Below are 14397 nucleotides of genomic sequence, written 5' to 3'. Positions count from 1 at the left end.
AGGAGGCTGGCCGTGGACCTCACGCTCTCCCCCGCCGACGAGGCGTTCCGCGCCGAGGCGCGGGGCTGGCTGCGCGCGCGGGTGCCGTCCGCGCCGCTGCCCTCGCTGGAGACGGCCGAGGGCTTCGCCGCGCACCGCGCGTGGGAGGCCGAGCTGGCCGCGGCCGGCTGGTCGGTGGTCGACTGGCCGACCCGGTACGGCGGCCGCGCGTGCGGCCTGCTGCGCTGGCTGCTCTTCGAGGAGGAGTACTACGCGGCGGGCGCGCCCGGACGGGTCAACCAGAACGGGATCGCCCTGCTGGCCCCCACCCTCCTCGGCCACGGCACACCGGAGCAGCGGGCGCGGGTGCTGCCGCCGATGGCGACCGGGGAAGTGGTCTGGGCCCAGGCCTGGTCGGAGCCGGAGGCCGGTTCCGATCTGGCGTCCCTGCGCTCCCGGGCGGTGCGCACGGACGGCGGCTGGCTCTTGAGCGGCCAGAAGACCTGGTCCTCGCGGGCGGCCTTCGCCGACCGCGCCTTCGGCCTGTTCCGCAGCGATCCGGCGGCCGAGAAGCCCCACCAGGGGCTCACCTACGTCATGTTCGGGCTGCGCGACCCGGGGGTCACGGTCCGGCCGATCGGCCGTCTCGACGGAAAACCGGCGTTCGCCGAGCTGTTCCTGGACGAGGTGTTCGTCCCGGACGAGGACGTGATCGGTGAGCCCGGCCGGGGCTGGGCGATCGCGATGGCGACGGCGGCCGACGAGCGCGGGCTCACGCTCCGCTCCCCCGGCCGCTTCCTCGCCACGGCCGAGCGCCTGCACGCCCTGTGGCGCGCCCGGGGCTGCCCCGCGTCGTCGGCGGGCCGGGTCGCCGACGCCCTGATCGGCGCCCGCGCCTACCAGCTGTTCACCTACGCGGCCGCGTCCCGTTTCCTCGCGGGCGAGCGGCTCGGCCCCGAGTCCAGCCTGAACAAGGTCTTCTGGTCCGAGTACGACATCGCCGTGCACGAGACGGCCCTCGATCTCCTCGGCGAGGAGGGCGAACCGGCGGACGGCGAGTGGGCGCAGCGGTACGTCTTCGCCCTGGCCGGCCCGATCTACGCGGGGACGAACGAGATCCAGCGCGACATCGTCGCCGAGCGCCTCCTCGGCCTGCCGAAGGGACGCCGGTGATGCGTTTCCTCCCCGACCCCGAGCAGCGGGCGTTCACCGGTTCGCTGGACGCGCTGCTGACGGCCGCGGACACCGCGAGGGTCGTGCGCGAGTGGAGCCGCGGCGAGCACGCGAGCGGGCGCGCCCTGTGGTCCCGGATCGCCGAGGCGGGGGTCTTCGCGCTGGCGGTGCCGGAGGCGTACGAGGGGTTCGGGCCGCGGCCGGTCGAGCTGGCCCTGGCGTTCGTGGAGCTGGGGCGGCACGCGGTGCCGGGGCCGCTGGTGGAGACGGTCATGGCGGCGGTGCTGATCGATGAACTGGGCCCGGCGAAGCGGCTGCTGCCCGCGCTCGCCGCGGGCCGGTCGATGGCGACGGTGGCGCACGAGGGGTCGTACGCGCTGGACGGCGATGTGGCGGACCTGCGCCTGTCGCTGAGCCCCGGTGGCCTGCGGCTGGCCCCCGGCGGCGGTCCGGTGCGCGCCGGTCTGGACCCGGCGCGCAGGCTCACCCGGTTGCGGCCGGGCGGGGAGCTCCTCGCGGCCGGCCCGCCGGTCCCGCGGGCGCTGCTGTGGGCCCGGCTCGCGACGGCCGCGCAGGCTCTCGGCGTCGGCCTCGCCCTGCTGGAGCGGACGGTCGCGTACGTCGGGCATCGCACGCAGTTCGGGGTCCCCGTCGGCTCGTTCCAGGCGGTCAAGCACCGGCTGGCCGACGCGCGGATCGCGCTGGAGTTCGCCCGCCCGCTGGTCCTGGGGGCGGCGGTCACGATGGCGCCGGCGGACGTGGCCGCGGCGAAGGTGAGCGCCTGCGAGGCGGCGTACGCGACGGCCCGGACGGCGCTCCAGCTGCACGGCGCGATCGGCTACACCGCCGAGTACGACCTGTCGCTCTGGCTGACCAGGGCCCGTGCCCTGCGGTCGGCGTGGGGCAGCCCCGACGTGTGCCGGGCCGATGTGCTCGACGCCCTCATATGACCCTCAGCCAACCCTCAGCCGTGACCTTCAGCCGGTCACCCTGGCGACGAAGGCGGCCAGGTTGGCCACGGTCCGCCCGATCTTCTCCTCCAGCGTGATCGTCTCGGGCAGCCGTGCCCCGATGCCCGCGTCGCGCAGTCCCCGCACATAGAGCGAGCAGGCGAGGTCGCTGCACAGGTAGGCGCCGACGGAGTTGCCCTGCTGGCCCGCCCGGCCCGCTTTCGGCGCGACCATCAGCGAGACGCCGCCGGAGTGGGTGGTCAGACACATCGAGCACATGCTGCGCCGCGCCTGCCCGACGGCGCCGGCCGAGCCGCGCAGGGCGAGCGCCTTCGGGCCGCCGTCCAGTTCGGCGACGAGGTAGGCCCGGTCGGGGGCCTGGGGGTCGCGCCAGCCGAGGTAGTCCAGGTCGCCCCAGGGGCGCTCGGCCAGGTCGCGCGGCACGGACAGGCGCTTGGCCTCGCCCTTGGTGCAGTTCACGAAGGCGGCGCGGATCTCTTGCTCGGTCAACGGCTTCATAAAGGTGACGGTAATTTGCCTAAAGCTTTTAGGCAAATACATAATCAGTGCAGACGACTGGGAGGATGGCGATGGCACGGGTGGGACTGACCCCGCAACGGCTGACCCGAGCGGGCGCGGAACTGGCCGACGAGAGCGGCTTCGATCAGGTGACCGTCTCGGCACTGGCCCGGCGGTTCGACGTCAAGCCGGCGAGTCTGTACTCGCACGTGAAGAACTCCCAGGACCTCAGGACCCGGATCGCGCTGCTCGCACTCGAGGAGCTGGCCGACCGCGCCGCCGACGCCCTGGCCGGACGGGCCGGCAAGGACGCCCTGGCCGCTCTGGCGAACGTCCACCGCGACTACGCCCGGGAACACCCCGGCCGCACCACCGCCGCCCGGCTGCGCCTCGACCCGGAGACGGCGGCCGCCAGCGCGGGCGTCCGGCTCGCCCAGATGACCCGGGCCATCCTGCGCGGCTACGACCTCGCGGAACCCGACCAGACGCACGCGGTCCGGCTGCTGGGCAGCTTCTTCCACGGCTATGTCAGCCTGGAACTCGGCGGCGGGTTCAGCCACAGCCTGCCCGACTCCGAGGAGACCTGGACCCGGATGCTGGACGCCCTCGACGCGCTGCTGCGGAACTGGCCGGCCCCGTCATGACCACGACCGGACGCCACGACCTGATCACCACGCCGGTCACCGCCGACCTCGTGCGCGGCGCCCTGGACCTGGAGCGCACCGAGCGCGGCCTGCTGCCCCACCGGCTCCCCGCCCGGGCCCGCGCCCAGTGCGACGACGGCCAGCTCGCCATGGCCGAGTCCCAGCCCTCGGGCATACGGCTGGCCCTGCGCACCCGCGCCACCGTCGTCGAACTCGACGCCCTGCCCACCCGCCGGGCCTACGCCGGCGTCCCGGCCCGCCCGCACGGGGTGTACGACCTGCTCGTCGACGGCCGGCTGACCGCCCAGGGCGGTGTGCCGGACGGCGGCCACCTGCTGACCGTCGACCTGGCCACCGGCGCGACCTCGTTCCGCCCCGGGTCACCCGGCACCGTGCGCTTCGAAGGCCTGCCCGCCGGACCGAAGACCGTCGAGATCTGGCTGCCCCACAACGAGACCACCGAACTCCTCGCCCTGCGCACCGACGCCCCCGTCGAGCCCGCCCCGCCCCACGGCCGGCCCGTCTGGCTGCATCACGGCAGCTCCATCAGCCACGGCTCCGACGCCGCGAGCCCCACGGCCGTCTGGCCCGCGCGCGCCGCCTCGCTCGCCGGCGTGGAGCTGATCAACCTGGGCCTGGCCGGCAGCGCCCTGCTCGACCCGTTCACCGCGCGCGCCCTGCGGGACACACCCGCCGACCTGATCAGCGTCAAGATCGGCATCAACCTGGTGAACCTCGACGTGATGCGGCTGCGGGCGTTCACCCCGGCCGTGCACGGCTTCCTCGACACCGTCCGCGAGGGCCACCCGACCACGCCCCTGCTGGTCGTCTCACCGGTCCTCTGCCCGATGCACGAGACCACGCCCGGCCCCACCGCCCTCGACGTCACCGCCGCCGGCGGCGGACAGGTGCGCTTCCAGCCCATGGGCGACCCGGCCGAGGTCGCGCAGGGAAAGCTGACCCTGCGCGTGATCCGCGCCGAACTGGCCCGGATCGTGGCGGCCCGCGCCGCCGACGACCCCGCCCTCCACCACGTCGACGGCCGCGACCTCTACGGCGAGTCCGACGCCGACGAACTCCCCCTGCCCGACGGCCTCCACCCCGACCCGGCCACCCACCACCGCATCGCCGAACGCTTCGCCCCCCTGCTCCGGGACCTGCTCCCCCGACCCCGGCCCCGACCCCGGCCCGAGTCCTGACAGGGCCGAGCCCGGCCTAGTGACCGGGCCCGCGGGTGAGTTCGCGGTACTCCTCCGGGGTCGGCTTCGGGATCCGGCTCTCCGGGCCGAACATGGCCCGCGCCAGCCGCGCCCGCACCCGCTGGGAGACGGTGACCGGCCGGCGCACACCGTTGTGGTCGACGCGCGCGCCGATCTCGTAGGGCGGCTGCTCCTCGTGCTGGGTGAGGGTGAACAACTGCTCCCGGCCGAGGGGTTCATGGACCTCGACGTACTCGCCGTGCGGAAGGCGCTTGATGGTGCCGGTCTCCCGGCCGTGCAGCACCTTCTCCCGGTCCCGGCGCTGGAGCCCCAGACAGATCCGCTTGGTCACCATGAAGGCGGCCACCGGCCCCACGAAGACGGCGATCCGCACGAACCAGGTGATGGCGTTGATGGACAGATGCAGATGCGTGGCGACGATGTCGTTGCCGCCGCCGATCAGCAGCACCACGTACAGGGTCAGCCAGGCCACTCCGAGGCCCGTGCGGACGGGCACGTTGCGCGGCCGGTCGAGGATGTGGTGCTCCCGCTTGTCGCCGGAGATCCACCCCTCGACGAACGGATAGAGGCCGAGGGCCAGCAGGATCAGCGGGAAGAGGGAGAAGGGGATGAGGACGCCCGGGATCAGCGTGTGCCCCCAGGCGCTGATCTCCCAGCCCGGCATCACCCGGATCAGCCCCTCGGAGAACCCGAGGTACCAGTCGGGCTGCGCGCCGGTGGTCACGAGATCCGGGCGGTAGGGCCCGAAGGCCCACACCGGGTTGATGGTCGCGACGCCCGCCATCACCGTCAGCACACCGAAGACGAGGAAGAAGAAGCCGCCCGCCTTCGCCATGTAGACCGGCATGAAGGGCATGCCGATCACCGACTTCTGGTCCCGTCCGGGCCCGGGGTACTGGGTGTGCTTGTGGAAGAACACCAGGATCAGATGGGCCACGACGAGCCCCAGCATGATCCCGGGCAGCAGCAGGACATGGATCGGATAGAGCCGCGAGATGATGTCGTGGCCCGGGAACTCCCCGCCGAAGAGGAAGAACGACAGATACGTCCCGACGACCGGGATCGACAGGATCGCGCCGTCGGCGAAGCGGATGCCGGTGCCGGAGAGCAGGTCGTCGGGGAGCGAGTAGCCGGTCAGGCCGGTGAGGATGCCGAGCATCAACAGGGTCCAGCCGAACAGCCAGTTGACCTCGCGCGGCTTGCGGAAGGCGCCGGTGAAGAACACCCGCATCATGTGCACCAGCATGCCGGTGACGAAGACCAGCGCCGACCAGTGGTGGATCTGACGGATCAGCAGCCCGCCGCGCACGTCGAAGCTGATGTCGAGCGTCGACTCGTACGCCCTGGTCATCGGGATGCCGTTGAGCGGCACGTAGGAGCCGTCGTAGACGACCTCGGCGCTGCTGGGCTCGAAGAACAGGGTGAGGTAGATGCCGGTGAGGATGAGGACGAGGAAGCTGTAGAGGCAGACCTCGCCCAGCATGAAGGACCAGTGGTCGGGGAACACCTTGCGCAGGTTCGTCCGGGCCAGCCCGTAGACGCCCAGACGCCCGTCGGCCCAGTCGGCGACCCGCTCCCCCTTCGCGGGCTCGCCGCCCCTGCCCCCGTGCCCCGATCGCGCGTCGTCTTCCATGCGCCGCCGCCTCCCCGTCGGATCTTCCCAGGGTGGCACGGCGGCGCGGCGGGGCCAATGGTGCGTACGCGCGTTACGGCCGGACGATGCCCGCCGCCCGCGCCGCCACCAGCCACTTCGGGAACTCGCCGACCAGCCGGTCGTACAGTTCCGCGTCCGGCACCGTGCGCGGGTCCGCGCCGGCGTGGAAGTAGCCGGCGTTGTCGACGACCCGCTTGGCCGGTACGGGGAGTTCGTCGAGCCTGCGCAGGAAGTCGAACTGCTTGCTGCCCCGGTCGCCGAAGCCGATGAACTGCCAGAACAGCGGCAGCCGCGCGGCCTTGCACAGGTACCGCTCGGCGGCGAGTTTGTTGATCGGGCCGCCGTCGGTCTGGAAGACGACGAGCGCGGGGTCGCGTGAGCCGCTGTCGAGGTAGTGGTCGATGACCGCGTCCATCGCCAGGTGGTAGCTGGTCTTCCCCATGTGTCCGAGCCCGGCCGCGATCCGCTCCACCCGCCCCTGGTGGTCGGCGAGCGCGATCTCGGTGACGGCGTCGACGTCGGTGGAGAAGAAGACGACGGGGACCCGGCCGTCGTCGTCGAGGTGCGCGGACAGCCCCAGCACCCGGTCGGCGAGCGCCTGTACGCTCCCGTCCCCGTAGTACGGCTTCATCGACCCCGAGTAGTCGACCACGAGGTAGACGGCGGCCCGCTGCCCGTCGAGCCCGTGCTTCGTGAGGGAGACCCCGGCGCTCTTGTAGAGGTTGACCAGCGCGGGTGCGGTCTCCTGAACCTTGCTGAGACTGATCGCGACCATGGCCCCCACCCTCCCACACCCACCGGCGTTCGCTATTTTGTTCGCTCTTGCCGAGAATCCCGAGGAGCCGGCCGTGGAGCCCGAGTCCGCCGTCACCACGTGCTACCGCCACCCCAAGGTGGAGTCGTACGTGAGCTGTACCCGCTGCGAGCGGTTCATCTGCCCGGACTGCATGCGCGAGGCGGCCGTCGGCCACCAGTGCCCGGAGTGCGTACGGGAGGGCGCGCGGTCGGTCCGCCGGGCCCGTACGGTCGTCGGCGGCCGCGTGTCGGCCGTGCCGATGGTGACGTACGTGCTGATCGGGCTGAACGTCCTCGCCTACCTGGGCGAGTTGGTGCGCCCGGCGCTCGTGGACCGCTTCGAGATGCTCGGCGCCGCGCTCACCGGACCGGACGGCGGGCTGTACGTCTGGAGCTCCTCGTACCCGGCCGGCTTCCACCCCACGGGGGTGGTGGACGGCGAGTGGTACCGGCTGCTGACCGGCGCCTTCCTCCATATGCCGGCCACCGAGGGCACGTTCGGGATCCTGCACATCGTGATGAACATGGTGTCGCTGTGGAACCTGGGCCGGGTGGTCGAGTCCCAGCTCGGCCGGATCCGCTATCTCGCCCTCTATCTGCTGTCGGCGCTCGGCGGTTCGGTACTGGTGCTGCTGATCGCGCCCGCCACCCCCACGGTCGGCGCGTCCGGCGCGATCTTCGGCGTCGGCGCCGCCTACTACGTCATGGCCCGCCGCCTCGGCGCCGACATGAACGCCGTCAACCGCTTCATGGCGGGCCTGCTGCTGTGGCTGGTGATCTCCGCCGGCCTCACCTCCTGGCAGGGCCACCTCGGCGGGCTGCTCGCGGGCGCGGTGGTGACGGTGGCGTACGCGTACGCGCCCCGCGGCGGGCGCCGCCCGTGGATCCAGGCGGGGGTGTGTCTGGCCCTGCTCGCCCTGCTCGTCGTCCTCGTCGTCGGCAAGGTCGGCGCACTGGCCTGAGAAAGGCGGCGGCGCCCGCCCCATCGTCCGGTCGGGGACTGGGGGCAGGCGCCGTCTGTGTTCCGTACGCCTTTGTACGGGACGTGTGCGGGGCCCTCGGGCGAGCGAGGGCCGGCGGGGATCAGACCATCAGGGAACGGTCCGTCGGACGGATCGGGGCCGGCAGTTCGCTGGCTCCGGTGAGGAAGCGGTCGCAGCCGCGGGCGGCCGAGCGGCCCTCCGCGATCGCCCACACGATGAGCGACTGGCCGCGGCCCGCGTCACCGGCGACGAAGACGCCCGGCACGTTGGTCTGGAAGTCGGCGTCACGGGCGATGTTGCCGCGCTCGTCGAGGTCCAGACCGAACTGCTCGACCAGGCCGTTCTCACGGTCGGTGCCGGTGAAGCCCATGGCGAGGGTGACCAGCTGGGCGGGGATCTTGCGCTCCGTGCCCGGCTTCGGGGTCAGCCTGCCGTCGATGAACTCGACCTCGGTGAGGTGCAGCCACTGGACGTTGCCGTCCTCGTCGCCCTCGAAGTGGGTGGTGGAGACGGAGTAGACCCGCTCGCCGCCCTCCTCGTGGGCCGAGGTGACCTTGTAGAGCATCGGGAAGGTCGGCCACGGCTGGCCGGCGTTCCGCTCCTCGCCCGGGCGGGGCATGATCTCCAGCTGGGTGACGGAGGCCGCGCCCTGACGGTGGGCGGTGCCCACGCAGTCGGCGCCGGTGTCGCCACCGCCGATGACGACGACGTGCTTGCCCTCGGCCGTGATCGGGGAGGTGACGTAGTCGCCCTCCTGGACCTTGTTGGCCAGCGGCAGGTACTCCATCGCCTGGTAGACGCCCTTGAGCTCACGGCCGGGGACCGGGAGGTCACGGGCGGTCGTGGCGCCGGCGGCGATGACGATCGCGTCGTACCGCTTCTTCAGGTCGGTCGCCTTGAGGTCGCGGCCGATCTCGATGCCGGTACGGAAGCGGGTGCCCTCCGCGCGCATCTGCTCGATACGGCGGTTGATGTGCCGCTTCTCCATCTTGAACTCGGGGATGCCGTAACGGAGGAGGCCTCCGACACGGTCCGCGCGCTCGTAGACGGCGACGGTGTGGCCCGCCCGGGTCAGCTGCTGGGCGGCGGCCAGGCCCGCCGGGCCCGAGCCGATGACCGCGACGGTCTTGCCCGACAGGCGCTCCGGGGCCTGCGGGGCGACGGTGCCCGCGTCCCACGCCTTGTCGATGATCGAGACCTCGACGTTCTTGATGGTGACGGCCGGCTGGTTGATGCCGAGCACGCACGCCGACTCGCACGGGGCCGGGCACAGACGGCCCGTGAACTCCGGGAAGTTGTTCGTGGCGTGCAGCCGCTCCGACGCGGCCGACCAGTTCTCGCGGTAGGCGTAGTCGTTCCACTCGGGGATCAGGTTCCCCAGCGGACAGCCGTTGTGGCAGAACGGGATGCCGCAGTCCATGCACCGGCTGGCCTGCTTGCCGATGATCGGCAGCAGGGAGCCCGGGACGTAGACCTCGTTCCAGTCCTTCAGACGCACGTCGACGGGACGGGACTTGGCGACCTCACGGCCGTGGTTCAGGAAGCCCTTCGGGTCAGCCATTGGTCGCCGCCTCCATCATCTTCTCGGTGATCTCGGACTCGGAGAGTCCCGCTCGCTCGGCGGCGTCCTTGGCGGCGAGCACGGCCTTGTACGTACTGGGGATGATCTTGGTGAAGCGCTCGGCGGAGGCGTCCCAGTCGACCAGGAGCTTCTCGGCGACCGTGGAGCCGGTCTCCTCCGCGTGGCGGCGCACCACGTCGTGCAGCCACTGCTTGTCCGCGTCGTCCAGCGCCTGGACGGCGTCCAGGTTGCCGACGTTGACGTTGTCGCGGTCGAGGTCGATCACATAGGCGATGCCGCCGGACATGCCGGCCGCGAAGTTGCGGCCCGTCTCGCCGAGGACCACCGCGTGACCGCCGGTCATGTACTCGCAGCCGTGGTCGCCCACGCCCTCGGAGACGACCAGCGCGCCGGAGTTGCGGACGCAGAACCGCTCACCGGTACGGCCGCGCAGGAACAGCTCGCCGCCGGTCGCACCGTAGGCGATGGTGTTGCCCGCGATCGTGGAGAACTCGGCGAGGTGGTCGGCGCCCCGGTCGGGGCGGACGACGACCCGGCCGCCGGAGAGGCCCTTGCCGACGTAGTCGTTGGCGTCGCCCTCCAGGCGCAGCGTGACACCGCGCGGCAGGAAGGCGCCGAAGGACTGGCCCGCGGAACCGGTGAAGGTGATGTCGATGGTGCCCTCGGGCAGGCCCGCGCCACCGAACTTCTTCGTCACCTCGTGGCCGAGCATGGTGCCGACCGTGCGGTTGATGTTGCGGATGGAGACCTGGGCGCGCACCGGCTGGGCGTCGGTCGCCGAGTCGGCGGCCAGCGCGTCGGCGGCGAGCTTGATCAGCTCGTTGTCCAGCGCCTTCTCCAGGCCGTGGTCCTGGGGGACGACCTGGTGCAGGGCCGCGCCCTCGGGCAGGGCGGGCACGTGGAACAGCGGGGTCAGGTTCAGGCCCTGCGCCTTCCAGTGGTCGACGGCACGCGCCACGTCGAGGACCTCGGCGTGGCCGACGGCCTCCTCGATGGAGCGGAAGCCCAGCTCGGCGAGGAGCTCGCGGACCTCCTCCGCGATGAACTTGAAGAAGTTCACCACGTACTCGGCCTTGCCCGAGAAGCGGTCGCGCAGGACCGGGTTCTGGGTGGCGATACCGACCGGGCAGGTGTCCAGGTGGCAGACACGCATCATGACGCAGCCGGAGACGACGAGCGGCGCGGTCGCGAAACCGAACTCCTCGGCGCCCAGCAGCGCGGCGATGACCACGTCACGGCCGGTCTTGAGCTGGCCGTCGGTCTGGACCACGATCCGGTCGCGCAGGCCGTTGAGCAGCAGGGTCTGCTGGGTCTCGGCCAGGCCCAGCTCCCAGGGGCCGCCCGCGTGCTTCAGCGAGGTCAGCGGCGAGGCGCCCGTGCCGCCGTCGTGGCCGGAGATGAGCACGACGTCCGCGTGCGCCTTCGACACACCGGCGGCGACCGTGCCGACGCCGACCTCCGAGACCAGCTTCACGTGGATCCGCGCCTGCGGGTTCGCGTTCTTCAGGTCGTGGATCAGCTGGGCCAGGTCCTCGATGGAGTAGATGTCGTGGTGCGGCGGCGGGGAGATCAGACCGACGCCCGGGGTGGAGTGCCGGGTCTTGGCGACCCACGGGTACACCTTGTGGCCGGGCAGCTGGCCGCCCTCGCCGGGCTTGGCGCCCTGGGCCATCTTGATCTGGATGTCGTCCGCGTTGACCAGGTACTCGCTGGTCACGCCGAAGCGGCCGGAGGCGACCTGCTTGATCGCCGAGCGGCGCGCCGGGTCGTACAGACGGTCCGGGTCCTCGCCGCCCTCACCGGTGTTGGACTTGCCGCCCAGCTGGTTCATGGCGATGGCGAGGGTCTCGTGCGCCTCCTTGGAGATGGAGCCGTACGACATGGCGCCGGTGGAGAAGCGCTTGACGATCTCGGAGACCGGCTCGACCTCGTCCACGGGGATCGAGGGGCGGTCCGAGGTGAAGCCGAAGAGCCCGCGCAGGGTCATCAGCCGCTCGGACTGCTCGTTCACGCGGTCCGTGTACTGCTTGAAGATGTCGAAGCGGCCCGCACGCGTGGAGTGCTGGAGGCGGAAGACCGTCTCCGGGTCGAACAGGTGCGGCTCGCCCTCGCGGCGCCACTGGTACTCGCCGCCGATGTCGAGGGCGCGGTGGGCCGGCGCGATGCCGGACGCCGGGTACGCCTTGGCGTGCCGGGCGGCGACCTCCTTGGCGATGACGTCGATGCCGACGCCGCCGATCTTGGTGGCGGTGCCGTTGAAGTACTTCTCGACGAAGGCGTCGTCGAGACCGACGGCCTCGAAGACCTGGGCGCCGCGGTAGGAGGCGACGGTCGAGATGCCCATCTTGGACATGACCTTCAGGACGCCCTTGCCGAGCGCGTAGATCAGGTTGCGGATCGCCTGCTCGGGCTCCAGGCCGTTGATGAAGGTGCCCGCGCGCAGCAGGTCCTCGACGGACTCCATCGCCAGGTACGGGTTGACGGCGGCGGCGCCGAAGCCGATCAGCAGCGCGACGTGGTGGACCTCGCGGACGTCACCGGCCTCGACGAGCAGGCCCACCTGGGTGCGCTGCTTGGTGCGGATGAGGTGGTGGTGGACGGCCGCGGTGAGCAGCAGCGACGGGATCGGCGCGTGCTCGGCGTCGGAGTGGCGGTCCGACAGGACGATCAGCCGGGCGCCGTTCTCGATGGCGGCGTCGGCCTCGGCGCAGATCTCGTCGATCCGCGCGGCGAGCGCGTCGCCGGCGCCGTGCACCCGGTACAGGCCGGAGAGGGTCGCGGCCTTGAAGCCGGGCATGTCGCCGTCGGCGTTGATGTGGATGAGCTTGGCCAGCTCGTCGTTGTCGATCACCGGGAACGGCAGGGTGACGCTGCGGCAGGAGGCGGCCGTCGGCTCGAGGATGTTGCCCTCGGGGCCGAGCGACGAGCGCAGAGAAGTGACGAGCTCCTCGCGGATCGCGTCCAGCGGCGGGTTGGTGACCTGCGCGAACAGCTGGGTGAAGTAGTCGAAGAGCAGCCGGGGACGCGCGGAGAGCGCGGCGATCGGCGAGTCGGTGCCCATGGAGCCGAGCGGCTCGCCGGCGGTCTTGGCCATCGGCGCCAGGATGACGCGCAGCTCCTCCTCGGTGTAACCGAAGGTCTGCTGGCGGCGGGTGACCGAGGCGTGGGTGTGGACGATGTGCTCGCGCTCGGGCAGGTCGCCCAGCTCGATCTCGCCGGCCTCCAGCCACTCGGCGTAGGGGGCCGCGGCGGCGAGCTGCTCCTTGATCTCGTCGTCCTCGATGATGCGGTGCTCGGCGGTGTCGACGAGGAACATCTTGCCGGGCTGGAGACGGCCCTTGCGGACCACCTTGGCGGGGTCGATGTCGAGGACGCCGACCTCGGAGCCGAGGACGACGAGGCCCTCGTCGGTGACCCAGTAGCGGCCGGGGCGCAGACCGTTGCGGTCGAGCACGGCGCCGACCTGGGTGCCGTCGGTGAAGGTGACACAGGCCGGGCCGTCCCAGGGCTCCATCATCGTGGAGTGGTACTGGTAGAAGGCGCGGCGGGCCGGGTCCATGGAGTCGTGGTTCTCCCACGCCTCCGGGATCATCATCAGCACGGAGTGCGGCAGGGAGCGGCCACCGAGGTGGAGCAGTTCGAGCACCTCGTCGAAGGACGCCGAGTCGGAGGCGTCCGGCGTACACACCGGGAAGACGCGCTCGAGGTCGTTGTTCCCCTGGCCGGCGGAGCCGAACGCGTCGGAGACGAGCTGGGACTCGCGGGCGCGCATCCAGTTGCGGTTGCCCTTGACGGTGTTGATCTCACCGTTGTGCGCCACGAACCGGTACGGGTGGGCGAGCGGCCACGACGGGAAGGTGTTCGTGGAGAAGCGGGAGTGGACGAGCGAGACGGCCGAGGCGAAGCGGCGGTCGGACAGGTCCGGGAAGAAGGGCTCCAGCTGACCGGTGGTCAGCATGCCCTTGTAGACGATGGTCCGCGCGGAGAGCGACGGGAAGTACACGCCGGCCTCGCGCTCGGCGCGCTTGCGCAGCACGAACGCCTTGCGGTCCAGGGCGATGCCCTCGCTCCGGCGGTCGGTGACGAACACCTGGCGGAAGGCGGGCATGGTGGAGCGGGCGGTGGCGCCGAGCAGCTCGGGGGCGACGGGGACCTCGCGCCAGCCGAGGACCGTGAGGCCCTCCTCGGCGGCGATCGTCTCGATCGTTGAGACGGCGTCCTGGGTGTCGTCCTCGGGGAGGAAGGCGATGCCGACGGCGTAGGAGCCGGCCTCGGGCAGCTCGAACCCGGTGACCTCGCGCAGGAACGCGTCGGGGACCTGGGTGAGGATGCCCGCGCCGTCGCCGGAGTCCGGCTCGGAGCCGGTGGCGCCGCGGTGCTCGAGGTTGCGCAGAACGGTCAGCGCCTGCTCGACCAGCGTGTGGCTCGCCTCTCCGGTGAGGGTGGCCACGAAGCCGACGCCGCAGGCGTCGTGCTCGTTGCGGGGGTCGTACATACCCTGCGCAGCAGGGCGAGCATCCATGAAGGACCAGTTCTGGCCATTCGCGGAATGCTGGGACGGCTGGCGCGGCGTACGCATCGGCTCTCCCGTCGTCGTCTCAAGTGGCATATCTGGCGTGCCGAGGGACGACGTTGGCCCTCTGCGTGTTCGCAAAATTTCGTGCAGGTTACATGATGGAGCGGTTCTCGGGAACCGGATACTCCGTTCCAACATGCGGACGCCATGGGCGTGCGGCGGGGGTACCGCGCACCTGGCTGAAAGTGTGTGGGGACCGAACGGGACAGATCGATGTCCGTCGGTCCGAAAGGCAGCGTGGGCGACTACGCCCACCCCGCGAGTGCGCCACAGGCGTCATTGCCCACAGCGCTTACGGCTCATGCCCGCTGGTTAAGCAGTC

Annotated in this window: 10 protein-coding genes; 5 read left to right on the top strand and 5 right to left on the bottom strand. The window is 71.6% G+C overall.

Going from position 1 to position 14397, the window contains the following annotated elements; genetic code table 11:
* The first annotated feature begins 12 nt into the window (after positions 1-12).
* Both IE275_RS34975 and IE275_RS34970 read left to right on the top strand, forming a co-directional pair.
* Entirely contained in the window at positions 13-1152 is a 1140-nt protein-coding gene (locus IE275_RS34975) for an acyl-CoA dehydrogenase family protein (protein WP_189716668.1), read from the top strand.
* On the top strand, positions 1152-2102 hold the full coding sequence (locus tag IE275_RS34970) for an acyl-CoA dehydrogenase family protein (protein WP_189716667.1): 951 nt from the start codon (positions 1152-1154) through the stop codon (positions 2100-2102). The genes IE275_RS34975 and IE275_RS34970 overlap by 1 nt, the downstream gene beginning before the upstream one ends.
* Positions 2103-2129: 27 nt before the next feature.
* On the opposite strand, the gene IE275_RS34965 is transcribed toward IE275_RS34970, so the two are convergent.
* Positions 2130-2621: an FBP domain-containing protein gene (locus tag IE275_RS34965; protein WP_189716666.1), complete on the bottom strand. Its 492-nt coding sequence runs from the start codon at positions 2619-2621 to the stop codon at positions 2130-2132.
* A 71-nt stretch (positions 2622-2692) separates the two neighbouring features.
* Between IE275_RS34965 and IE275_RS34960 the strand changes: the two genes are divergently transcribed.
* Entirely contained in the window at positions 2693-3265 is a 573-nt protein-coding gene (locus IE275_RS34960; protein ID WP_189716665.1) for a TetR/AcrR family transcriptional regulator, read from the top strand.
* On the top strand, positions 3262-4464 hold the full coding sequence (locus IE275_RS34955; RefSeq protein ID WP_189716664.1) for a GDSL-type esterase/lipase family protein: 1203 nt from the start codon (positions 3262-3264) through the stop codon (positions 4462-4464). Before IE275_RS34960 ends, IE275_RS34955 begins: the two co-directional genes overlap by 4 nt.
* A 16-nt stretch (positions 4465-4480) precedes the next feature.
* On the opposite strand, the gene qcrB is transcribed toward IE275_RS34955, so the two are convergent.
* A complete protein-coding gene (qcrB, locus tag IE275_RS34950) occupies positions 4481-6118 on the bottom strand; it encodes a cytochrome bc1 complex cytochrome b subunit (protein WP_189716663.1) in 1638 nt (545 codons plus the stop codon).
* Positions 6119-6191: 73 nt separating this feature from the next.
* Positions 6192-6914, bottom strand: coding sequence for a vWA domain-containing protein (locus IE275_RS34945; protein WP_189716662.1), 723 nt, complete (start codon positions 6912-6914; stop codon positions 6192-6194).
* Between the two features lie 73 nt (positions 6915-6987).
* On the opposite strand from IE275_RS34945, the gene IE275_RS34940 reads away from it, so the two are divergent.
* Positions 6988-7896 carry a rhomboid family intramembrane serine protease gene (locus IE275_RS34940; RefSeq protein WP_189716661.1) on the top strand — a complete coding sequence of 303 codons (909 nt, stop codon included), beginning with the start codon at positions 6988-6990 and terminating at the stop codon, positions 7894-7896.
* Between the two features lie 121 nt (positions 7897-8017).
* On the opposite strand, the gene IE275_RS34935 is transcribed toward IE275_RS34940, so the two are convergent.
* Together IE275_RS34935 and gltB are read right to left on the bottom strand one after the other, a co-directional pair.
* Positions 8018-9478 (bottom strand): glutamate synthase subunit beta, encoded by a 1461-nt coding sequence (locus IE275_RS34935; RefSeq protein ID WP_189716660.1) that lies wholly within the window; start codon positions 9476-9478, stop codon positions 8018-8020.
* The gene (gltB, locus tag IE275_RS34930; RefSeq protein WP_189716659.1) at positions 9471-14078 is read right to left on the bottom strand and encodes a glutamate synthase large subunit; all 4608 of its coding nucleotides are present in this window, start codon (positions 14076-14078) and stop codon (positions 9471-9473) included. The genes IE275_RS34935 and gltB overlap by 8 nt, the downstream gene beginning before the upstream one ends.
* Between the last annotated feature and the right edge of the window lie 319 nt (positions 14079-14397).

Source organism: Streptomyces phaeofaciens, from assembly GCF_014648915.1.
In the GTDB taxonomy this organism is placed as follows: domain Bacteria; phylum Actinomycetota; class Actinomycetes; order Streptomycetales; family Streptomycetaceae; genus Streptomyces; species Streptomyces phaeofaciens.
The sequence above is the reverse complement of the archived record's forward strand: the minus strand, read 5'-3'. Positions and strand labels throughout refer to the sequence as shown.